The organism is Sphingomonas sp. UV9, from assembly GCF_004101245.1.
Lineage (GTDB): Bacteria > Pseudomonadota > Alphaproteobacteria > Sphingomonadales > Sphingomonadaceae > Sphingomonas.
Genome location: NZ_SCIN01000002.1, coordinates 1,138,471 through 1,160,105 on the forward strand (window position 1 = coordinate 1,138,471; position 21,635 = coordinate 1,160,105).

Annotated in this window: 18 protein-coding genes; 2 read left to right on the plus strand and 16 right to left on the minus strand. The window is 65.6% G+C overall.

The features are described 5' to 3' along the window. Positions 1 to 11: 11 nt before the first annotated feature. Positions 12 to 2,423 carry an ABC transporter permease gene (locus EQZ23_RS11815; protein ID WP_128454562.1) on the plus strand — a complete coding sequence of 804 codons (2,412 nt, stop codon included), beginning with the start codon at positions 12 to 14 and terminating at the stop codon, positions 2,421 to 2,423. Positions 2,424 to 2,477: 54 nt separating this feature from the next. Here EQZ23_RS11815 and EQZ23_RS11820 read toward each other — a convergent pair whose 3' ends face one another. Then, entirely contained in the window at positions 2,478 to 3,701 is a 1,224-nt protein-coding gene (locus EQZ23_RS11820) for a crosslink repair DNA glycosylase YcaQ family protein (RefSeq protein WP_128454563.1), read from the minus strand. A gap of 435 nt (positions 3,702 to 4,136) precedes the next feature. Between EQZ23_RS11820 and EQZ23_RS11825 the strand changes: the two genes are divergently transcribed. Beyond that, complete coding sequence (locus EQZ23_RS11825) at positions 4,137 to 5,099, plus strand: BTAD domain-containing putative transcriptional regulator (RefSeq protein WP_128454564.1); 963 nt, start codon at positions 4,137 to 4,139, stop codon at positions 5,097 to 5,099. Here the strand turns inward: EQZ23_RS11825 and EQZ23_RS11830 are convergent. The 15 genes from EQZ23_RS11830 to EQZ23_RS11895 are packed head-to-tail and all read right to left on the minus strand — an operon-like array spanning position 5,056 to position 21,583. Continuing rightward, positions 5,056 to 6,303 carry a cytochrome P450 gene (locus EQZ23_RS11830; protein WP_164913431.1) on the minus strand — a complete coding sequence of 416 codons (1,248 nt, stop codon included), beginning with the start codon at positions 6,301 to 6,303 and terminating at the stop codon, positions 5,056 to 5,058. The two genes, EQZ23_RS11825 and EQZ23_RS11830, sit on opposite strands and share 44 nt — an antisense overlap. Then, complete coding sequence (locus EQZ23_RS19825) at positions 6,300 to 6,767, minus strand: hypothetical protein (RefSeq protein ID WP_164913432.1); 468 nt, start codon at positions 6,765 to 6,767, stop codon at positions 6,300 to 6,302. The genes EQZ23_RS11830 and EQZ23_RS19825 overlap by 4 nt, the downstream gene beginning before the upstream one ends. Before the next feature lie 9 nt (positions 6,768 to 6,776). Then, complete coding sequence (locus EQZ23_RS11835) at positions 6,777 to 7,604, minus strand: metalloenzyme (RefSeq protein WP_128454566.1); 828 nt, start codon at positions 7,602 to 7,604, stop codon at positions 6,777 to 6,779. After that, the gene (locus EQZ23_RS11840) at positions 7,597 to 8,556 is read right to left on the minus strand and encodes a hypothetical protein (RefSeq protein ID WP_128454567.1); all 960 of its coding nucleotides are present in this window, start codon (positions 8,554 to 8,556) and stop codon (positions 7,597 to 7,599) included. The genes EQZ23_RS11835 and EQZ23_RS11840 overlap by 8 nt, the downstream gene beginning before the upstream one ends. Further along, positions 8,549 to 9,124, minus strand: a complete 576-nt coding sequence (locus EQZ23_RS11845) for a hypothetical protein (RefSeq protein WP_128454568.1) — start codon at positions 9,122 to 9,124, stop codon at positions 8,549 to 8,551. The genes EQZ23_RS11840 and EQZ23_RS11845 overlap by 8 nt, the downstream gene beginning before the upstream one ends. Next, on the minus strand, positions 9,121 to 10,062 hold the full coding sequence (locus EQZ23_RS11850) for a hypothetical protein (RefSeq protein ID WP_128454569.1): 942 nt from the start codon (positions 10,060 to 10,062) through the stop codon (positions 9,121 to 9,123). Before EQZ23_RS11850 ends, EQZ23_RS11845 begins: the two co-directional genes overlap by 4 nt. Further along, positions 10,059 to 11,174, minus strand: coding sequence for a metallopeptidase TldD-related protein (locus EQZ23_RS11855; RefSeq protein ID WP_164913433.1), 1,116 nt, complete (start codon positions 11,172 to 11,174; stop codon positions 10,059 to 10,061). Before EQZ23_RS11855 ends, EQZ23_RS11850 begins: the two co-directional genes overlap by 4 nt. 48 nt (positions 11,175 to 11,222) lie before the next feature. Next, on the minus strand, positions 11,223 to 12,014 hold the full coding sequence (locus tag EQZ23_RS11860; protein ID WP_206364224.1) for a DUF3050 domain-containing protein: 792 nt from the start codon (positions 12,012 to 12,014) through the stop codon (positions 11,223 to 11,225). A 29-nt stretch (positions 12,015 to 12,043) separates the two neighbouring features. Next, positions 12,044 to 13,243 (minus strand): alanine racemase, encoded by a 1,200-nt coding sequence (locus tag EQZ23_RS11865; RefSeq protein WP_164913434.1) that lies wholly within the window; start codon positions 13,241 to 13,243, stop codon positions 12,044 to 12,046. Then, entirely contained in the window at positions 13,243 to 15,267 is a 2,025-nt protein-coding gene (locus tag EQZ23_RS11870; protein WP_128454573.1) for a radical SAM protein, read from the minus strand. Before EQZ23_RS11870 ends, EQZ23_RS11865 begins: the two co-directional genes overlap by 1 nt. Then, complete coding sequence (locus tag EQZ23_RS11875) at positions 15,264 to 16,601, minus strand: radical SAM protein (RefSeq protein WP_164913435.1); 1,338 nt, start codon at positions 16,599 to 16,601, stop codon at positions 15,264 to 15,266. Before EQZ23_RS11875 ends, EQZ23_RS11870 begins: the two co-directional genes overlap by 4 nt. Positions 16,602 to 16,603: 2 nt before the next feature. Next, positions 16,604 to 17,551 carry a transketolase C-terminal domain-containing protein gene (locus tag EQZ23_RS11880; protein ID WP_128454575.1) on the minus strand — a complete coding sequence of 316 codons (948 nt, stop codon included), beginning with the start codon at positions 17,549 to 17,551 and terminating at the stop codon, positions 16,604 to 16,606. Beyond that, positions 17,548 to 18,393: a 1-deoxy-D-xylulose-5-phosphate synthase N-terminal domain-containing protein gene (locus EQZ23_RS11885; RefSeq protein ID WP_128454576.1), complete on the minus strand. Its 846-nt coding sequence runs from the start codon at positions 18,391 to 18,393 to the stop codon at positions 17,548 to 17,550. Before EQZ23_RS11885 ends, EQZ23_RS11880 begins: the two co-directional genes overlap by 4 nt. Then, a complete protein-coding gene (locus tag EQZ23_RS11890) occupies positions 18,393 to 19,763 on the minus strand; it encodes a DegT/DnrJ/EryC1/StrS family aminotransferase (RefSeq protein WP_128454577.1) in 1,371 nt (456 codons plus the stop codon). Before EQZ23_RS11890 ends, EQZ23_RS11885 begins: the two co-directional genes overlap by 1 nt. After that, the gene (locus EQZ23_RS11895; RefSeq protein ID WP_164913436.1) at positions 19,754 to 21,583 is read right to left on the minus strand and encodes an alkaline phosphatase family protein; all 1,830 of its coding nucleotides are present in this window, start codon (positions 21,581 to 21,583) and stop codon (positions 19,754 to 19,756) included. The genes EQZ23_RS11890 and EQZ23_RS11895 overlap by 10 nt, the downstream gene beginning before the upstream one ends. Positions 21,584 to 21,635: the final 52 nt, after the last annotated feature.

Below are 21,635 nucleotides of genomic sequence, written 5' to 3' on the forward strand. Positions count from 1 at the left end.
GAGGGCGACCGATGACTTCCGCCCTCCTGACCCTGTACCGCTCGTTTACCCGGCATCGCCTGTACGCGATCCTCAACATCGGCGGGCTCGCGCTCGGCATCGCGGTGTTCCTGGTGCTGTTCCTCTTCGTGAGGTTCGAGACCAGTTACGACCGTGTGCTGCCGGGATGGGAGCGGGCCTGGACGATCGAGCGCACGCTTCAGTTTCCGGGAAACCCGGAAGTGCAGATCCCGTCCTCGCCCACGCTCGCCGCGCAATTGGCAGACGCATTCCCCGACCTCGTTGCGGCGCGCATGACGCCCTACGATACCGCGACCGTGTTGACCGGAAACACCAGCACCGCGCGCAAGCTGGCATTGGTCGACCCTGCGTATTTCCGGATTTTCCCGTTCCCCGTCGTCGAAGGCGATATCGCGACGACGATCGCGCGGCCGGATGGGCTCATTGTCACGCACAGTGTCGCGGAGAGCTATTTCGGCAAGACGAGCGCACTGGGCCGGACACTCACCGTCGCGATCGACGGCAAGCCCAAAATCTACCGGGTGGGGGCGGTGATCGCCGACCTGCCGAAGAACCAGACCTATGCCAGCGACCTGTTCGCGGCGATCCCGGCCGAACCCGCGGACGACACGCTTTCCGCCAGCTACGGCGTCGCGACCTTCCTGAGGGTTGCCGATGCCGCGACCGCGGACCGGGTCGGCGCCTTCCTACGGCGCCATCCCGATCCCCAGTTCAATGCCGAGGCGCGTCAGTTCCTGAAAGAAGGACTGAAGCCGGTTGCCAGCCTCCACCTCGCCGACAAGGGCGTCAGCACGGTCGTCGCCGTGCTGGGGACGGTGGGGATCGTCGCGCTGCTCCTGGCGGTGGTCAACTACATCAACCTTGCGACGGCGCGCGCCGGTCTTCGCGCGCGCGAGATCGCGATACGCAAGGTCGTTGGTGCAACCCGGCGCACCCTGGTCGGGCAGTTGCTCGGGGAAGCGCTGATCGCCGTGACGCTCGCGGCATTGATCGGGCTCGCGCTCGCCGAAATCGCGCTTCCCTTCGTCAACACGATCGGAGGCATCGACCTGTCGATCGCCTATCGGGGGACCTGGTCGATCCTGCCGCCGCTATTGGTCATGATCGCAATGGTGGCATTGCTCGCGGGGTTTTACCCGGCCTTCGTCATCGCAAGCTTCCAGCCCGCGGGCGTGCTTGCCGCAGCACGCACCCCGGGCGGCGATCGAGCAGGCGCGCGGCTGCGCAAGGCGCTGGTCGTGATCCAGTTCGGGATCGCCATCGCGCTGATGATCGGTACGGCCATATTGTACGCCCAGACCCGGCACGTCCGGCAGGCCGACATAGGCTTTGGTCGCGACGGTCTCATCCTGGTGACCGGTTACGGGGATCGCGCGCTCGATACGGAACAGCGTGCCCGGTTGATCGCCGCGATCCGGGAAATCCGCGGCGTCACGGGCATCACGACGAGCGGTGCCGTGCCCGGTGGAGGTACGTTCGCGATCGCCAAGATGAAGCGCGCAGGCGCAACTGGCGAACCGCCGATGATCGTGCAGTCCACGGTCGGCGATCGCTTCTTCGAGGTCTACCGCGCCCGGTTGCTCGCGGGTCGCGTCTTCGAACCGAAACGTTTTGCGCTCGATGTCGATAAGGATGGCGCTGGCGAAACCGACCGCAAGGACAGGCGGAGGATGACGAACATCATCGTCAACCGCACCGCCGCCCAGCGCCTGGGCTTCGCCCGTGTCGCCGATGCGGTCGGCCAGATCGTTTCGCGCGACGACGACGTGGTCAGGATCGTCGGGGTCATCGCCGATATGCGCTTCGGCACGCCGCGTCAGCCGGTCGAGGCGTTCGCCTATCGCTATCAAACCGGGGGCGGGACCCGCTCCCTGCTGGTGGTCCGCACGTCGGAGGATCCCGGACTCGTCCTGGCGCGCCTCGAAGGCACGTGGCACCGAGTGGCACCGGCGGTGCCGCCGGTCGCGACGACGGTCGACCAGACGCTGTACGAATCCTATTATCGCCAGGACGTCCAGCGGTCGCGGTTGTTCACGGCCGGCGCGGTCCTCGCGGCGTTGATCGGGTGTATCGGGCTCTACGGCCTTGCCGCGTTCGACACCTCGCGGCGGATCAAGGAGATCGGTATCCGCAAGGTGCTCGGTGCCTCGACTGCCGACGTGATGCGGCTGCTTCTCGGCCAGTTCCTGAAACCGGTCGTTGTTGCGAACATGATCGCGTGGCCGATCGCGTGGGTCGCGATGGCGGACTGGTTGAACGGATTCGACGATAGAATTGCCTTGTCGCCATTCTATTTTCTCGCCGCGAGCGTGCTTGCGCTGATCATCGCAACGGGAACGGTGGCCAGCCACGCATGGCGCGTCGCGCGCGCCGAACCAGCACGCGCTCTGCGGCAATCTTAGCGCGGTGGAGCCGGCGCATGGTTGAGCCCATGACCGCTGCCGTCTCTTGGATCATCATCCGGTCGCGCCCAGGCGCGCGCAGGCTGCTGCGAGTTCACGCGCCATAGTACCGCGGTCGCCTATGACGACCTCAGCGAGCCCCAACCAGGTCGCCATCAATCGAAGCTCGTGCGCAAGCCGGTCGACGGTTTGGTCGGGCGTGTCGTTCTCACGGTGCGCATTGAGAACGAGCAGGCGCGCGTCTCGGCGATCGGCCTTGAGGTCGACGCGAGCCACGATCTGGTCGCCAACAAGGAAGGGTAGAACGTAATAGCCGTGCACCCGCTTTTCGATCGGCGTGTAGATTTCGAGACGATAGCGGATCCCGAACAGCCGCTCGGTGCGGGCGCGTTCCCAGATCAAGGGGTCGAATGGCGCAAGCAGTGCCTGTCCGGCAATACGGCGGGGGAGGCGCGCTTTATGATGGCGATATGCCTGCTGGCCCCAACCCGCGACCCGCACGGGCAGCAGGATTCCGTCCTCGACCAGTTCGACGATCCGCCCCTCGATATCCGCCGGTTTCAGCCGAAAATACGCGCGCAGGTCGGCGGCGGTGGCGATGCCGAGGGCGGCAGCCGAACGCTCGATCAGCATGCGATGCGCGTCCGGCGCTTCTGGTGTCGGCAGCGCCAGTACCGATTCCGGCAATACGCGTTCGGGAATATCATACACGCGCTCAAAGTTGCCGCGCCGGGTCGCTGTGGTGATCCGTCCTGCCCAGAACAGCCATTCGAGAGCGCACTTGGTGTCGCTCCAGCCCCACCAGCCGCCTGTGCCCCGACTTCCTGCGATATCGGAGGCGGCTAACGACCCCTCGGTTTCGATCCGCCTGAGCAGGGCTTCGGCTTCGTGACGCTTTTCGTGCGCGAAAGGTTCGAGGCCCTTCCAGATCCGTTCGCCTCGCTCGGCCTGCGCCATTCGCCAGCGTAGGAGCGGATGCAGGTCAAGCGGTAGCAACGATGCCTCGTGCGCCCAATACTCGAACAGCTTGCGCGGTTTACCCCAGGCATTCCGGTCGAGCAGTTCGCGCGGATAGGTGCCGAGCCGGGAAAAGATCGGCAGATAATGTGCCCGGGCAAGTATATTGACGCTGTCGATCTGATGAAGCTGAACGCGTGAGATCACCCGGTCCAGATGCGAGGCTCGGATCTCGACCGCAGGCCGCTCGCTACCCAGACCTTGGGCCGCGAGCGCTATACGACGCGCCTCGGCGACCGAAAGGGTCTCTTTGATCGGCATAGTGCTCGATATCCAAAAACGTGCTCGATATCCAAAACGGATTTTTGCGCTCGGCATGTTGCAGTTCGGAGGAGTTGTCTTTCGATCGGGGCAAGTTACGTGAGGCTAAATCGAGCTCATTCGATAAACCAATTTAGGCGCAAACACAAAATTATCAGTGAGATGGTGTGGTTGTTCCGCGGTAGTAATCGAAATCAGGAAATATCGAAAACGGACATATTAATTAGTATATGCGATCGAAATGGATAATTTTGACATGCAAAACTTCTTTACCGTAGGGCGAATGCTAGAGTAGGTTGGGCAATATTCAATATTGGACTTGGTGGTTTGAGTGGGTAGCAAAGCCCATTTAACGCTTTGGGTGTTGTCATTGAAATACTGATTTTGCGTGTGGTCGTTGTCCGGATGTGACGATCGAACTCAAGGGAGGGAGCGATGGCCGCGATTCAATTGCTGGGGCAATGCGCGGTCGGTGGTATGAGCCAGGACGGCGCGCCGCTCCGGATTGAGCGACAGGAGCAGGCCCTGCTGACCTATTTGCTGCTCCATGAAAAAGCGCCGGTACACCGCGAACGCCTGATCGAAACCCTTTGGCCGGAGCGTCCGCCCGAAAATGGCTGCCGTTGCCTCAGTACGGCAATCTGGCGTCTCCACAAAACCATGACGCCCGACGCGGGCATCCGGATCGAAACCTCGCGCGCGGGATGGCTGAGGCTGCGGATCGAGGACAGCGTGACGGTCGATCTGTGGGAGTTCCGACGATGTTCCGCCGAGGCCTTGCATGCTCAACCCACGCTTGGAATGCGTGCCGTCGGCTTGTGCGCGCGGCTCGAGCGGGCGGTCGAACTCTATCATGGCGCGCTCTGCCCGCATCTCGATCATTCGTGGCTTGTCGAGGCGCGGCTGGCGCTCGAGGAACAATATCTCGACTGCCTTGCGGTGCTTGCGGGCATTCACGACGAAGTGGGCGATCACAACCGGGCGCTGGTTGGGTATCGGCAGATGCTTGCGGTCAATCGCGCCCGCGAAGATGCCCACACCAGGATGATGGAGATTTACTGGAAACTGGGATGGCGCGAGCGCGCTATCCGGCAATATGAACAGTGCGCGGCCGCGCTTCTCGCCGATCTCGACGTCACCCCCATGCCCGAGACGGAAGCGCTCTTCCGCACGATCCTCGACGGCTCTCGACGCTCCGAGTGCAAGGCGCAGGCACGGTGGGATGCTCGGGTCGACCGCCCCGCGCTGCTTGCCCGGATTGTCGCCATCCAGGCACGCATGGAACATGCTCAGACGGATCTCGTGCAGTTGTTGCAATTCGTGCATACGTGCGACGAGCCCCCGCTGCTCCCGTTCATGAGTGGACCAGATGCAGACGAGCGAGGCCTCGATTGTTGAAATGCTCCCGCCAGCGATACCCGTCGCTACCGAGCCTGAAGGTCGGCATGGCCCGGAGCACGGCATGGACGGCGGTGGCTATTTCCAACCGTGCAAGCCTGCTGCCAAGACAGGAATGGATGCCGTGTCCGAACGCGACATGGTGGTTGTCGCGCCGATCGAGGACCAGCCGGTCGGGGGCGTGAAAGCGAGCCGGATCGCGGTTGGCTGCCCCTAGCACGAGGACGACCCGGTCGCCGCGCCGGATGTTACGACCGCGCAGTTCGAAATCGGCAGCGGCTACGCGGTCCTGGCGCATGAACGGCCCATCGTACCGCAGGAACTCCTCTACCGCCGGCTTCATGAGTTCGGGAGCTTCGCGCAACCGCTGCGCCTCGCGCGGCTCCAGCGCGAGCGCGAGGAGCGCGTTGCCGATCATCGCACGACTGGATTCGTGTCCGCTGAACAAGAGCAATAGCAGGGTCGAACGGACGCCGCGGGCATCAAGTCCGGCGACCTTTTGCGCAGCGAGTGCGCTGACGATGTCTTCTCTTGGCTGGCGCACGCGGAGGTCGAGCAGTCGCTTTGCCCAATCGTCGAACTGGGCGATCGCCTCCGCTGCGTTCCCGATCGCGTCGGTACTGGCGGTGCCGCGCTCGAAGAACGCCGAGAGTCGCGCGAACCAGTCGAGCAGCAGCGCATGATCCTCGCGGGGAACGCCAACGATCTCGGCGATGATGCGGACCGGGAAGGGGTGGGCAAAGTCGCCGATCAGGTCGCCACCGCCGCCCGCCGCGAAGGTTTCGGCAAGCGATGTGGCGAGCGTTTCGATTCCGGCGGCGTGTCGGCGGACTAGCGCAGGAGTAAACCACTGGTTCAGCGCATGACGTACCGCCGTATGGGCCGGCGGATCGAGGTCGAGAGACCACGCGCATAGATAGGCGTCGATCGGTTGCAGGGCGTCGCGCAGCGCTGTGTCCAGTCGCGCGCGCGCAGCAGGACGCCGGGCGGCAGAGGACAGCAGGTCGGGTCGGTTGAGCAGCGCGTGAACCTCCTTGTACCCGGTCAGCAGCCAGCTTTTGGTAGGGTCGTGCCAGTGTATCGGGTCGGCGTATCGAAGCAGATGATAGGTTTCGTGCGGCGCGTGAAAAATGCTCGACTGCAACAGGCCGAACACGTCCGGCTCGATCGGGCCGGTCGACCCGGCGTGCTGCGGCCGCGTCACAAATACCCCAGCTTGTGCATGCGCTGCATGGCGATTGCGGCGAGGTCCGGCGAGTCCGCGGTGCAGACGCCAGGTGTGTAGGTCAACGTCGCCAGGGCCTCCGGTGAAACGCCTTCGAGCAGAAGCGACCATTCGGCAGCTACCTCGGGCTCGACATCGGCGCGTGTGGCCGTGACGAGGCGCGCGATGCCGGCGATCGAGCATTGTTCGCGGAGCGTCGCACCGCCCGGATCGAGCAGCGTAACCTCGGTGCGTCCGCGCAGCCACGCGAGATCGGGATCTAGGGTTCCTTGGCGGGGCACGAGCACGGATAGCGCCGTGCCGGGCCGCCATGCCCGGGCAAGGACCGCAGCGAAGGCCGGTGCGCAACTCGTGGTCGGCCAGTAGACGACGGTTTGCTTGAGCGTCTCGTCTTTGGCGAGAAGGACCGCGCGCGCGATCTCTTGTCGTTGCGATTCTTCCACGTCATCACCTCACCCTGGGTTCAAACCTTCTACGAGAAACACTTCGAGGACTTTGGGATGGACGACCGGGCCGTGGCCGAGCCAGCCGTCCTCGCCGAAGAGTTCGCCGTGATCGGAGGTAACGATCACCCACGTATCGCGCGGGATCCGCGTCAGCGCCTCGCCGAGCCGCGCGTCGACATTCTCGATGCAGCGCACTTGCTTGTGCCACAACGGGCGTAGCAATTTTGGATCAAGCGGAGGCTCGGCAGCGTGGCCGCCGCTGTGGAACAGGTCCATCGTTCGCCAGACGCCATGTACGCCGGGAATCAGCGGCAGGTCGTCGTCGGTCTCTCCGGGCAGGAGGTACGGGTAGTGGGTTTCGCCGGTATTGATGAAATGGAAGACCGGACGGTCGTCGAAGTGCAAGGCGTCGAGCGCCGCGCCAATGTCGTTATGCGCGGGCAGGAGCTCGTAATGGTCGAACCCCGACGCGAGCAATGTCGCGGGGTTGAGGACCGGCATCGAGACCCGCGCTTCGCAGCGATAGCCCTTGCGCGCGAGAAATCCCGGAAGCGACAAGGAGGGGGCAAAGCAGGAAAACCCGCCGCTATCGTCCATCGCCAGTCGCTCGGGCCATTTGGCGAATTCCTGCCGATACTCGATCGAAGCGGCTGCGCCCGGTTGGCCGCGATGCGGCAAGAGGCCCATGAAGAAGCTGAGATGGCTCGGCGCCGTCCAACTCGCATAACTCCAACGGCGTTCCATCTGGCCGATCCGGTCCATATTGGGCGTCGCGGCGGTGATCGCGGCATCCCAGCGCGCGCTGTCGAGGACGATCCACAACAGGTTACGCATGACAGGCCTCCGCCGCATAGGCAGCCGTCAGCGCCGGCAGTTCGTCGAGCACGGCAGCGCCCGCGCGGATTTCGTCGCGGGCGTATCGCTCGATATACGGGGATGGCCGGACGCACTGCTTGACCAGCAGGTCGCGGGCATGGCCGATCCGGTCGATCGCAATGGTATAGCGCGCCGCATAGTCGGCGAGGAGCGGATCGGCCAGGAAGCGCGCGGCGGAGCGGAGCAATATGCTGGTGTAGACGCGGGGCGAAAGCTCTGCGCGCAATACGAGGCTTGCCCACCGACAGGCATCCGGCCCGGCGGCCGCGCTGTCCGCCAACGCGGCGATGGCCGCCGCGCTGCCCCCTTCGGTCCGCTCGTCGCGGTGCAGCCAGGCTAATGCCGCCCGGACCCATGCCCGGTCGGTCGCGGGAGGCGCGGCGGAGAGCGACCACCAGCGCATGTCGAGCGGAACACCGGCGAACACGGGCTCGAGGCGCGGTACCAACGGCACCGTCGAACGCCGTGCCTGGCCGAGCTGTTCGATGTCCAGGCTCCCCTCCCAGGCAGGCGGCCAGCAATCGGTCACTGCGACCTTGCAGGGATCGTCGGTGGCGCGCGCGATGAGCGTTCGGCCGCTGTGCACGCGGTTGTAGGCGGGCCGATACGGAAGATAGAAGCTGTCGACTGCGACAATTGCGCTGCCGCCGCGGTGGAACGCGGCCCGCAGACCCAGCTGCGCCGGTTCGTCGTCATGCTCGACCAGATCAATAGCGGACCGTTCGAAGAGGCGCCTGGCGACATGGGGTGACGGCAGCGCGAATTCGGCGATGGGCCCGGGATAATATCGTCCGGCGCCTCCACAGACGCCGAGCAGTACCGCGATAGGTGCCGCCGGAAACTGCCGCCGCAGCAGCATCTCGATGTTGAACCACAAGCTGTTTACGCCGGGCATCGTATCGTCACGCATCCTCGATCTCCCGCAACATCGAGATGGCGAGGATGTGCACCAGCGGGCTACCGGATATGTACAGCTGTCGTGCCCGGATCGGTGCCACATGGCGGGCGATGGCCCAGGCGGTGGGCAGCAACTGCCTCAATTCGTAGCCGGCCGGGTCGTCGCCGGGATAATGGAGGTGCGTCGCCACAAAACGCCGTTCCTCGGGGAGCGCCTGACCCGCGATCATCCATCCCGGCGCGATAAGATCCAGCGTGCGGGTCTCGCCGTCTCCATCGATGCGAACGGTGAAGCGCCGCGGACCCATTTCCGCGAAGCACAGCAAGGCGATCCCGGTCGCGGTCATGTGAGGCAATCGAAGCGACTGGTCGCGCAGCTCGACATGGTCGATGCCCGCTGCGTCGGGTTGGGCGATCTCGAAACGAAGGTCTCCGACCCACAGCGGACGGCCATAGGGCATGTCCTCGGCGGGGAAGCTGTTGCCCCAGGCGTTCACCGCTCCCGCTGCTCGTTCGAAATCCCATGTCGCCGCACGCGCATTGCGGATCGGCCGCAAGTCTATCGGCGCGAAACGGGTCATCTCAGGTCTCCAAGCCGGACGACCGTGCGAAGCGGTGGGGCCCAGCCCCAGCAGGCGCCTTGGATAGGGTCGGCCGAATGCGCGGCCTGCGGCTCGGCGACCGCGATGGAGCGGTGCAGCAGTCGTTTGACGTCGATCGTGGCGCGGGCCGGCTGGGCGCCCGCGCTAAGGGTTTCATCGTCGCCCAGCAAAGACCATTCGAAACGGCAGGACGGACATTGCGCACCCGGCGGCGCGCCGATTTCGATGGATTCGATCAGCATCGCGGGGGACTTGCGGAAACTGCCGACGCTGCGGGTCGCCACATGTAGATTGCCGGCCAGATCGGTAAAGCTGTCGATCGGCGGCGTCGCAAACTGATCGAGGCGCGAGAGAAAGTGGCCCATTTCCTCGACATCGTCGGCGCGGGCCGAAAACAGGGCGAGGTCGCGCATTGGATGAGGGGATGCGGCGGTATGCCGGATTTGCAGCCCTGACCCGTCGAGCAGGGCCCGCCCATGATCGGGTCCTCCAGCCAGATAGAGTGCGAGGTCGTGCACCGCGGACGGCGCGAGGAGGATGCGAAGATCGCGCAAATGCGCCGGCATCTGGTCCCAGTCTGCTTCGCCCGTCCAGGTTGCACGCGGCCAGCGCAGCGGGCTTCCCGTGCAGTGGATCGCGCCACCACCGGCGATGACGGTGAGGATGGGCCGACGAACATCCGGAGCCGTTTCGATGACCCCGTAATCCAGTTCCAATGTGCGCGCCCGCGCTGCCGGGAGCCGGCGCCGGAGTCGTCGTGCGAGGGCAACAGCGCGCTCGGTCAATCTTGGCGGAGCGCGGTTCCAGCGCGAAACCTCTATGTCCGTGCCCGACCAGCCGGCCTGCAGCGTCAGCGATTCCGATTCACCCGACGCGTGTATCCGCGCAAGGGCGATGCGGCGCGTCATCGCGGTCACGCGACAAGCTCGAGCGAGGATAGTGCGATTTCCGGCGCGGTGGTCCCGACATCGAACAGGATCTGACCCGCCTTGCCGCACAGTCCGTTCGGATTGGTCTCGGCGCGGTCGCCGAAGCCGATCGCTCTCGTGAACACGTCGTTGCACGTCCTTACGCGCAGTCCCGTCACGTAGCGGCCGGTGCGGCGCCCGCATTCGATATGCTCGGCCAGCAAGACGTGGGCGCTGACATCCCGCCCGATGCCGTGGCCGTAGGAGAGGTGATGGACGAGCAGGCCGCGCCAAAGTCTGTCGGCCAGGACCGCGGACGAGTCCTTGCCTGCCGCGCAGACGAGATTGGACATGCGGGGCAGGGGGCGACACCAGAGTGCAGCGCGGGCATTGGCGGTCGGAAGGGTCCGCGCCTCGCTTGCCGAAGCGCGCGAATGAAGCTGTGCGATCAACACTCCGTCGCGCACGAGGTCGGTCGCGCCAATCGCATCGACGGCCTCGTCGTCGGTGGCGTACCGGGCGCATCCCGTCTCGCCGCCGGGATCGTCGGTCACCGTCAGCATGTCGCTGCCAAGCCGCGCGCCGAGCCGATGCGAGAGTCCGCCGGGTATGTCGGCCGAGGCTTCGGCGAAATGCCCGACCGCCTCATGCAGCAGCACTGCCGCAGCCTGGGTCGAAAGCAGCACCGGCGGAGCGCCAGGCGTCGCGGGTTCCGCACGCGCAAGTGCGTCCGCCAACCTTGCGATGCGACCGTGAAACAGCTCGGACTCGAGCGGATCTGGTCCACGTCCGCTCCAGCCGATCGGCAGTTCGCGACCATTTTCGGTCGTTATGCTGCCGGTCAACGCCCAGACATCGGTCTCGCCGTGCCGTGGCGGTTCGCCATCGTATGATGTCGTTCGGCTATAACGCAGTCGCTCGTAACGCAGCGCGATCCGGTTATCGTGCGCGTGTCCTAGACGGTCCAGCGCGGCCAGCGTGCGCCGTTCGGCCGCGGCATCCGCTGTCGCACCGCGGAACGGGATCCCGCCGCGCCGATCGAGGTGGCCCGAGGTTCGAACGAGCTCGAGCGAGAAGGAGCAGGTAAATGCGGAATGGTTTGCGCCGTGCCGCGCAATCACGGTCCGCTGTCCGCGATCCCTGATTTCGAGCCCAGCGTTCATGGCGGTTCAGGAAACCAGCCGCAACGGAACGCCCGCGCGGACCAGTGCCAGTTCGCTGTGAACCCCGCTCCATAGATCGAGCCGTGCGGCGAGCGCATCGCGGGCGGCCGTCGATGCCTCATGCCAGCGCGTGTCCTCGTCGCCGCACAGGTTCACCACCATGCGCACCGCGAGGGGCGTATGGTGATCCTCGTCGAGAGCGATGTGGCGTTCGAGATAAAGTCGCAGCAACTGCGTCTCGTCGGCGCAATCGGTGTTCAGCGCTGCCAGGATGCGGCGAAACATGTGCGGGATCGGATCTTCGCGGCCGAAGGCGAAGGCGGCGGCGATCCCGTGAACGTCGGATGCTTCGAGCAGCCGGAAGGTGCTGCCGACGAACACCTGGGCGGAAAGCGGTGCGCCGGCTAAGACGAGCGCGGATTCAACCGGTTCGCCCGTGGCGATCAGCGCCAGGAACGAGTCGATTGCCGTGCAATCGGCGCCCGTCTGCACCATCGCCCGGCGATAGAGTTCAAAATGGCTGAGATAGCCGAGTTCGCCGCAATCGTCGCTCTCCTCCTCGAGCACGATCTCGTTGATGAGGCGTGCGGCATTGGCGTCGGCCGCCGGTAGCCACGGCGTCTCGACGCATGTGATCGATCGTTGCAGCTGCTTGAGAAGGCTCATGAAATCCCAGACCGCGAAGACGTGGCTTTCCATGAACTGGCGTAGGTCGTCGATGCTGCCGACCTGGGCATAGAGCGGGTGGTTGGCGAGCTCGCGTCGCGCCGGCTCGATCGCCTGGAGCAGTGCATGCATTCCCATCGCGCCTGACATGATGACTTCCTTTATGATGCCGAAAGCACGGCGGTGGCGTCGTTTGGCAATTGAGCGGCCGCAACGAGGGCGGCATCGAGCACGATCTCGACCGGGCGATCCTTCCCGAGGAACTCGGTCAGCATCGAACGACCATAGGCGCCTGCATTGTGGAACACGACCAGGTCGCCTTCGACCGGTGCCGGGCTCCGGCAGGCGCGGGCCAGAAAATCACGCGAGTATGTGGAGTTGCCGCAGAGCCAGACCGGCTGGGCATGGGGCGGATCGCGTTCCCGGCCGACGATGTGCCACGGGTGCTGGGCGGTATCGGGGTGCAACAGCAGGCGTGGCAACTGGACGGCAGACGCCGACAACCCCACCATAAGCCGGTCGGCGCGCGGCTTCGCACCGATCGCGCGTGCGAAAAACCAGCCGCAGGGGGCGGAGACATAGCGGCCCGGCTCCAGATAAAGGACGAGCGAGCGGCCGAGCGCGCGTTCGGCGTCGCCAAGGATCGCGGCAGCGCCCTCGCCATAGGCTGCCAAGTCGAATTCCTCGCCGTCGAGCGTGTCGGGGATGCCGAAGCCGCCGCCGCCATCGACATATTCGATGTCGGGTAGCGCCGCCCCCGCCGCCAGCAGCCGCCGCAACCCTTCCAGCAGGATGTCGGGGTCGCGTATGTCGGTCCCGAAATAGGAATGGACCCCCACGAGGCGCAGCCCGGAGGCGGCCGCAGTGGCGACGGCCTCGCCCAGTTCGGCGGGCAGGAGCCCGAAGCGATAATCGGGGTCGTCGCGAAGCGCTTTCCCATCAAGCGCGCTGCCGACATTGACGCGTATGCCGGCTCTCGTGCCGTCCGGCGCGCGTGCGGCGAAGTGGGCGACCTGATCGAGCGAGTCCAGCACCACATGGACGCCGAGCTGCAGGCATTCGTCCATTTCCGTAACGCTCATGTAGCTGGCGGCATAGATGAGGTCGGCCGGCGCGAAGCCGAGGTTGATCGCCAGGCGCAGATGGCGCGGAGAGTTGATGAACACGCCGGCGCCCTGGCGGCGAACCTCGCCCAGGAATGCCGGGTGATCATTGGCCATGGTCGCGAAGAAGATGCGTTTCGCGCACGGCACTAGCTGCTCGACCCGCGCGAGCCGTTCGCGGAGCACGGCAAGGTCGTAGATATAGGTCGGGGGCTCGCCGATGGTCTGCGCGATATCCGCGACATGCTTGGGTAGCATCAGGTGGTCCTCACGATAGCCAACAGGTTGTGCTTGAGCAGGCCCTGCGCGGTACGCAGGCATTCCTCGCGATCGAAATCGTCGGCCGCCGGTCGCCTCAGCAGCGCCGCCTCGATCAATGCGCCGATCGCGCTGGGCTTTGCCGCCAGCTCGATCAGCCGGCGACCCGTGCCGGTGACGCGGATCGTGTTGAGATCACCTTCGGGGGACTTGGCGAAAACGACCCAATAGGGATGTGTGAGCGAGGGAGGGCCTGCCGCACCGGCGTCTGCGACGAGATGGCGTGGATCGTGGCGGAAGGCGGCCACCAGGAGCTTGCCGCTGCGCGCGACGATATCCCCGAACTCGAGCGCGGCGTGTGACTCGGGATGGTTGTCGGGCGTGTCCAGCGCAGCGGCGGCGCCGTATTTGATCGTCTCGTATCGAATGGCGCTCGCCAGTGCACTGCCGCGCAGTCGCAACCGCACGACCTCCTCGCCGATGAACCCCAGCAGGTCGTTGATGTCGCCGTTATGCTGCAGGCGCGACGTCGCACGGGTGACCCGATTGGTGTCGCCGATCCACGCGACCCAGCGCTCGTACATGTCGAGCGGCGACGTGTAATGCGGCAGCAGCATTGGCCAGATGCGCCGAAGCAGCACCAGATGCGCCGAGATCTCCTCCGAGGCATTGATCCAGGCGGCGGGCACGTCGGGAGTGGCGAAGCGGAACTGGCTTGAGAACATCGCGTGGTCCGAGCGCAACCGTGCTCGCGCAGCCTCGCCCGCCTCGCCCGCCAGCGGTAGATCGTGATACTCCGCCTCACGCTCCAGCGTGTCGGCATGACTGTCGAACATCGGCGCCTGGGGGAAGGGGCACAGGGTAAACAAGTGCGCGCGGTAGCCGCCGTCCTGAAGCAGGTCGAAAAACAACCGCATCGTTCGTCCGATCGTCTCGCGTGTCTCGAACGGATAGCCGATGATCAGTCCTGTGACCGGGCGGATTCCCACGTCGCGCGTCGCCGCGACGATCCGCCGACATTGGTCGAGGTCGAGATTCTTATCGATCCGGTGCTGGATCTCGGGTGCGCCGCTTTCGATGCCATAGTAGATTTCGTCGCAGCCCGCCGATGCCATGCGTTCCAGCAGCTTTGGGCTGATCGTGTCGGTGCGACTGCTGCAACTCCAGGTCATGCCGAGTTGCGCTGCTTCGAGCGCGTCGCAGAACTGTGCGGTGAGTTTCTGGTTCGCGGTAAACAGATCATGCGAGAAATTGACGTGATCGCGCCCGTATCGATCCCGCAGCAGCCGCATTTCGGCTATGATCCGCTCGCTGCTCTTCATCCGGAATTGACGGTTCCAGAAGGGCGCGGTCGAGCAGAAGCTGCACTTGAACGGGCAGCCCCGGCCGACATCGAGGTAGAGCGCGGCGCTGCCCGTCTCGGCATAGGCGTCGAAGGACGGGATCGGGATATCGTCCAGGTCATCGATCAGCGGGCGGTCGCGATTGTGATGGACGTCCGTGGGACCACGCCAGGTCAGCCCGGCGACTGCCTGCAAGTCCCCGTCGGTGGCGAGCGCCCCGGCCAGCTCGGTGAAGGTTCGCTCGCCTTCGCCGCGCACGACGAAATCGAAGGTGTCGAACCGTTCGAGGAATCGCTTCGCCACCGGCGAGGTGGTTGGTCCTCCGGCGCAGATCAGTAGCTTGGGCGCGCGGGCGCGCAGTGCGTCGGCGATCAAGGTCGTATGATGGAGTGAGTCCGCATCGGTCATCAGTCCGACGAAATCGGGACTGTCGGCCAGTAAGCGGGCGGCGATGCGATCGTGAAAGCCGGCGTCATTGGCGATCTCGCCGCGCGCGATCGCGGTGTTGAGTTCGTCGACGCGGATCGAGACCGCGTTGCCCAATGCCTGGTCGGCGGCTGCCTTCAGCGAGAGCAAACCGACCGGGACGAAGCACTGCACCGGGATCGCCATCCCCTCGGGCGCGCCGGGCGGCATGCCGCCATGGTCGAGATGAAGGCTGGAGGCGAGCGTCAGCTTCATGACGCGGTCTCCGTGGCGGTGACGGCAGCCTCGTGTTCGGGGCGTATATAGACTGCGGGGTTTGCCATGACCCGCTCTCGGAACAATTCCTCCCGGCGCAGGGTGCTGCGCTTCTGGAATTCGGTGGCGCCGCAACCGTCGAGCTTGCGGTTGAGGATGCTGGAACTGCCGGGACAGCGCGATGTGCAGAAGTATTTATCGGCGTTGAGCGAGCATCCCTGGCAGGCGGTGCGGAAATTGTCCCACGTGATGTCGCGGATATCCCACGCGCCGTTCCATATCTCGGCGAACGACGACATGTGCAGGTTCCCTGCGCAGAGCACCTTGTTTCCCGCGCACGTGCTGCAGGGAAAAACGTCGCCGTTCGAGGTGACGTAGGTAAGCCCGCGGCCACTCATGCAGCGGCGGGTGGCGTAGACCATGGTGAGAAGGAAATTGAACGCACGGCTGGCCGAAAGCCCGAGCACGGAGTCATGCTCGCGCTCCCATAATTCCTCCTCGATCCAGAAGCTGGCGGCCAACTCCACGTCCTCGGTCCGAGCGGCGAGATCGACGTTGTTGGCGCCGCGCCCCATCTCGACGAAGGGGACGCTGCGCAGCGCAACGCCGTTCTCGCGCGCCCAGGCGATGATACGATGCTGCTCGCTCACATTGCCGTGATGCGTGGTGGTCATGATGCTGGTGTTGAACCCTGCCTCCTGGATTTCGCGGATCCGCCGGGTCGCGAAGTCGAAGTCGGACATGCCCCGCGCCGCGCCCTGGCCGTGCAGGCCGTCGATGCTGACGCTGATCACCATGTCGGTGCGCGGTAGCCGGTCGAGCAACTTGCGGGTCAGCGGCATGGCGTTGGTCGCCACCCCGACCACGAAACCGAGCGCATGTGCGTGATTGACGATCCGGACGAAGTCGCGGTGGATGCTCGGCTCGCCCCCGGTAATGATCACGGAGAAGACGCCCATGTCCGCCCACCCGTCGAGCAGGGCCAGGATTTCGGCGGTGGAAAGCTCGCCGTTGCGCGCGACGCCGCCTTCGACGAAGCAGTGGGGGCAGCGCAGGTTGCAGCGTCGCGTGATCTCGAGCCACGCCATCACCGGCGCCGCGAAATGGAAGTCGGTGGTTACGTCGATCCGGTCGAGCAGATAGGGCGTGACCGCGGCGAACGGGGCACCCTGGGCGAGCAGCGGGCCCGCCTCGTCCCGAAACAGCGCGATCCGACCGTCGGGATAAGCCGCCAGCCAGCCAAAGGCTTCGCGCCGGTAGCGCAGGATCCGGCGGCTGCGCACCGGGATTTCCGGAAAGGCTTCGGGCTGGATGGGTACCTGGTGCCGCACCATCGTCATCGCTCCCCTATTAGTTCGGACACGCGAACCGCGATATCCTCGGCGCTGAGCTCTGCGACCCGCGCCTGCCATGCCGGCGAGCCCGCCGGCAGAAAGCGATCGGGCAGCGCGAGCCGGCCTATCCGTATGCCGAGAGGACCGAGCGCATCCGCGACGATACTGCCGAAGCCGCTGCTGGCGACGTGGTTTTCGATCACGGCGACCACCCCGGTGCGGCGCGCGGAGTCGATCAACGCATCGGCGTCGAGCGGTTTGAGCACTGCGACATGCAGCAGGTCGCTCGCTATCCCGTGATCGTCGAGCATGACTGCCGCCTCGATCGCTGTCTCCAGCATCGTTCCGCACGCGATCAGCGACACGGCCGGCATGTCGCCCCGGCGAATCCACCGCGTGCCTTCAGCGGGATCCGATTGCGGCGCGAGGTCCGGTGCCGCCCCAAACCGCCGCAGCCTGAAATAGGCGGGCCCGGGAGCGGCGAGCATGGCGCGGAATAACGCCGCCGCCTGGCACGCGTCGCTGGGTTCGATCACCGTCATGTTGGGCAGCGACGCCATCGCGCCGAGATCGTCGATTGCCATGTGCGACGGGCCGTTGCGCCCGTCGAAGAGTCCGCAGGAACCGCCTACGAGCTTCACGTTGCACCCCGGCCATGCGACCGAAATGGCGATCTGGTCGTGGGCGCGGCGCGCGAGGAAGTTCGAGAAGCTGTGCACGACCGGGATCATGCCTGCCCGCGCCAATCCGGAGGCCAAGCCCACGGCGTGCTGCTCGGCGATCCCGATGTTGAAATACCGATCGGGGAAACGCGCGGCGAACACCTCGGTCTGCATCGAGGTGGCGAGACCGGCATCGATCACGACCAACTCCGGCGTGGCCTCGCCGGCCTCGCCAAGGAGGCGGGCATAGGGTGCCGCCAGGCCGTGCTTCAGGCTCTGCGGGGTCATGCCAGGGTTTCCAGCAGCCCGGCGCCGATTGGTATATGGCCGGCGAGCGCGATGTCGTCGACGGACACGGGATCCGGAAAGTGGCTCTCGGCTTTTCCTTCCAGATGCGCGACGCCCGCCCCCTTCACCGTCCGGGCGACGAGCAGCTTCGGGCGATCGTCACCGGGCGCCATGAGCAGGTTCATCTGCTCCACCAGGGCCGTCACATCGTGTCCGTCGCACTGTGCGGTCTTCCAGCCAAAGGCACCCCATGTGACCGCCAGGTCGGGGCAGGGGAGGATGTCGCGCATCGCCCCGTCCTGTTGCATGTCGTTGCGGTCGACGACGACCAGCAGCGTTCCGAGCCGCAACTGCGCGGCGGACATCGCCGCTTCCCAGATTTGACCTTCGTTCACCTCGCCATCGCCGATGATCACGGCAGTGCGCGCGGCGCTACCGCGCATCCTGGCGGCAAGCGCAAAGCCACAGCCGATCGACAGGCCCTGACCCAGCGATCCCGAGCAGGCGCCGACACCGGGCACGAGCCGCTCGTTCGGATGGGGTTCCAGATCGGCGCCGTCGGTGGCGAAGTTGGCCAAGCTCGCAAGGGGGACGCGGTCCTCGAGCGCCAGCTGGCAATAGAAAGCGAGTGCGGCATGCCCCTTCGACAGGATCAGGTGATGGCCGGTCGCACCGTCATTGTAGCGGCCATGGCCCAGCCGGTCGGCCAATACGGTCAGGATCTCGACGATCGACAGCGATGCGCCGAGATGGCCGCCGCGGCGATGGTGCGTTTCCAGGATCAGCCGGCGCAGCGCGCGCGCCCGGCAGCCGAGGAGCTTGGCGGGGGTGACGCGGACCATCAGAACAGGCGCGCCGGCTCGGCCCAGGGCGGGGCGGCGACGAGGCCGGCGGCGAAGCGCTCGAAACCGCGGCGATCGGCCTCCATTTTGGCGAAGACGCGGTCATACGCGTCCACCGCTTCGGGGTTGGCAAGCGCCCCCTGCGAGGGATAGCCGACGATCAGCGAGCGGCGGATCGCCGTGAGTGCGCCGGGGTACTCCGCGATATCGTAGCGCATCTCGCTGCGGCCATGGCAGGTCCAGGGGCAGCCGCGCCCGTAACCCAGGCGCCGCTGGAGCAGATCGTGCCCCGCCAACGGCTGGTTCTGGAACTCCACCAGCGGCAGGCCCTCCTCCCAAAAGGCCTTTTTCAGCCCCTCGCGCATCTGGTCGAGGCTGATCCGGAGCCCGGCCTCCTCCGGGTCGAAGCTGAAGCGGTACATATGGTAGCAGCTCGAGCTATCCGCAGGCGCCAGCGGGGGATGGAAGCCGGGAAGGCGGGCAAGACGCGCATCGAGTTGAGCCGCGCCCGCGCGCCGCGCCTCGGTGAATTCATCGAGCCGAAAGAGCTGCTGGCTCACCAGCGCAGCCGAGAGAAGGTTTATGCGGTAGTTATAGCCGAGCGTACCGTGCTGGAGGGTATAGCCGCCCTGCGGATCCAGCAGTTCGCCGAAGCATTTCACCTGCGAGGCTCGGTTCCGGACGGCGAGATCGTTGGTCACGAGGATTCCGGCCTCACCCGCGGAGGCGAGGTTCTTGCCCGCCATCAGGCTGGCGACGCCGACCGTGCCGAGGCCGCCGGCTGGACGATCCCGGTAGGAAGCCCCGACCGCCTGCGAGAAATCCTCGATCACGGGCACCCCGTGGCGCTCGGCGAGCGCCATGATGTCGGCCATGTCCGCCGGGAGCCCGTGGAGGTGGACGACGATGATCGCCCGGGTTTTGGCGGTCATCGCACGCTCGATCGTCTCGGCGGTCACATTGTAGGTCGCCGGATCGATGTCGGCGAGGACCGGGATTGCGTTCTGATGGATGACCGCGGCGGCGCATGCGATGTACGTGAGGGCGGGCAGGACAACGTCGTCCCCCGCCTCGACGCCGACGCCCGCCAGCGCGCAATGCAGCGCGGCGGTTCCGCTGTTGAACGCGACGGCGTAGCGGGTGTGGGTGAAAATGGCGAGTTCGCTCTCGAACTCGTGCAGCTGCGCGCGACAGGACATTTCAGTCAGCAGGCCGGACCGCAGCTGCGCCACCATCCGGTCGACATCCTCGGCGCCGATCCGGGGCCAGCGAGACATCAGCGTATAGCCGGCGGGGATCACCGGCGTGCCGCCATTGACGGCAAGCCGGTCTTCCGGCCGCGTGCGCGTAAGCGGCCTGGCTAGAGACATGCGACCTCCTCTGGGTGCGACGTCCGGTCATCCGCCGGATGCGACGCGGCAAGGATCGCCTCGATCGGTTTGCCCTCGCATTCGAAGGCCGGCTCGATCCCGAGCACCGTGCACAGCGTCGGATTGACGTCGATGATGCTATGGCGATCGCCAAGCGCCCCGCGCGCGAAGTGCGGGCCGGCGGCGTACATGCGCGTTTCGATCCGCGGATCGCGCGGATGGAAATGATCGTGCCCGCTGGTGAACTCGCGGCCGGGTACGGTAAGCTGAAAGAGCGCACCCCGGTCGTTCCGCGCCTGGTATCCGCTGGCGAGACAGAAGATTATATCGCCGCTGGTGTCACCGCCCACGCCAAGACTTGCGAAGTCGTGACGGGGCCCGACGACCAGGGCGGGGGCGTCTCCGGTGCGGGGATCGCGCAGGTCGCGAAGGACCTGGCAGACGTCCTTTGAGAAGGCGTCGCACGCTTCGGGCGGAAGGATGCCGGCCGGATCGCGCCCGACGACGTTGAGATACAGATAGTTGCCGGCTGCATGGACGCGGGTTCTGTCCCAATCGATTACGGTGTCCGCGTCGTTGCTCCAGGCGAGCCAGCCGTGCTCGGCGAACAGCTCGTTCAGGCGAATGGTGGTATGATGGAGGTCTTGGCCGTGATCGCCGAGCACCACGACGTCGTCGGTCGGTTCAAGTCGATCCGTGACCGCGCCCACCAGGTCGTCGGCGAGCGTGTAGTGCGCCCGAAGCCGTGCGATCGCGGCGTCTCGTTCTTCGGGGACATGAAGCGGATGTCGCGGATCCACCGCGCCGTGCAGGACGTGATGGCCCCAGTCGACGATGTGGACGTGAACCATCAGCAGGTCCCACGCGTCGTCGTCCAGGATGCTTACGCAGATCCGCTCCAGCCATTTCGTGTTCAATTCGCAGCGTTCGAGATAGGTGTCGAAGTCGATCACCCCCTCGAGCAGCAGGTCTGGTTCTGTCTCTTCCTCGATCGGACCGGCGCGCGACAAATGGTGTTGCGCCAGCGCTTCGGGATGGGAATGAGCTTCCATCTCGTGCACCGGGGAATGGAACAGTCGCACCCTTGGTGCATCCGGGCCGGGGGTGCATTCGATAAGCTTGAATCGAACGGCGCAACGCTGTTCGCCGATACGCGCACACGCCAGCAGTTCTACCGGTTCGCTCCATTCGCCTGGGTTGAGCCGGATTGGATCCGGCACGCCGGGAAGCGCGATCTCGACCAGCTGCGTGTCGGGATGCAGGGTGCATGCGAGGCGCACCGGCGCTCCCCCCCATAAGGTCGCGATTTCAAGCTGGGCGCGCCAGATTTTTCCGTCCTGGTCCCGAGCGAGATCGGTGAAACAGCTCGTCGCGCCGGGATCGCATCGGGCGGTATCGGCCACGCCGCTCGCGCACGCCTGATGGAGGCAGATGATGCCGCCCCATCCCGCAGCGCCGTCGATCCGCAGCGTCGCGACATCGGACGGGTAGGCGAGGGGGAATTTTACGACATAGGCCCGCTTGCCCCAAAGTGCCGCGGTTTCCCACAACGGCTCTCGTCGGCATCGCGTGGCGTAGGTGCCGCTGACCCGGCTGTCGAAAGACTGTCCCGGGACGTGGAGCAGGAAGCCGTCTATGCCATGGCTGGACGGGTGGCAGCCGGTGGCGATCGTTGCCCAGGCGACCGGCGTCGTTGCCGGCAGGCTGGATACGAGCGGCACCACGCCGCCCGTGCGCCGGATCCGGTCGAGGTTCGGCATCGCACCCTCGGCGAGGAATCGCTCGATCCATTCCGGCGCGAAACCGTCTATGCCGATCATTGCAATGCGTGGGCGACCGGATCCGGACAGCATGGGCATTGTGTGCCTCCCT

Coding starts and splice junctions, on each gene's coding strand:
- EQZ23_RS11815 (WP_128454562.1), top strand. CDS start 12: ATGACTTCCGCCCTCCTGACCCTGTACCGCTCGTTTACCCGGCATCGC.
- EQZ23_RS11820 (WP_128454563.1), bottom strand. CDS start 3,701: ATGCCGATCAAAGAGACCCTTTCGGTCGCCGAGGCGCGTCGTATAGCG.
- EQZ23_RS11825 (WP_128454564.1), top strand. CDS start 4,137: ATGGCCGCGATTCAATTGCTGGGGCAATGCGCGGTCGGTGGTATGAGC.
- EQZ23_RS11835 (WP_128454566.1), bottom strand. CDS start 7,604: ATGCGTAACCTGTTGTGGATCGTCCTCGACAGCGCGCGCTGGGATGCC.
- EQZ23_RS11840 (WP_128454567.1), bottom strand. CDS start 8,556: ATGCGTGACGATACGATGCCCGGCGTAAACAGCTTGTGGTTCAACATC.
- EQZ23_RS11845 (WP_128454568.1), bottom strand. CDS start 9,124: ATGACCCGTTTCGCGCCGATAGACTTGCGGCCGATCCGCAATGCGCGT.
- EQZ23_RS11860 (WP_206364224.1), bottom strand. CDS start 12,014: ATGCATGCACTGCTCCAGGCGATCGAGCCGGCGCGACGCGAGCTCGCC.
- EQZ23_RS11865 (WP_164913434.1), bottom strand. CDS start 13,243: ATGCTACCCAAGCATGTCGCGGATATCGCGCAGACCATCGGCGAGCCC.
- EQZ23_RS11870 (WP_128454573.1), bottom strand. CDS start 15,267: ATGAAGCTGACGCTCGCCTCCAGCCTTCATCTCGACCATGGCGGCATG.
- EQZ23_RS11875 (WP_164913435.1), bottom strand. CDS start 16,601: ATGGTGCGGCACCAGGTACCCATCCAGCCCGAAGCCTTTCCGGAAATC.
- EQZ23_RS11880 (WP_128454575.1), bottom strand. CDS start 17,551: ATGACCCCGCAGAGCCTGAAGCACGGCCTGGCGGCACCCTATGCCCGC.
- EQZ23_RS11885 (WP_128454576.1), bottom strand. CDS start 18,393: ATGGTCCGCGTCACCCCCGCCAAGCTCCTCGGCTGCCGGGCGCGCGCG.
- EQZ23_RS11890 (WP_128454577.1), bottom strand. CDS start 19,763: ATGTCTCTAGCCAGGCCGCTTACGCGCACGCGGCCGGAAGACCGGCTT.
- EQZ23_RS11895 (WP_164913436.1), bottom strand. CDS start 21,583: ATGATCGGCATAGACGGTTTCGCGCCGGAATGGATCGAGCGATTCCTC.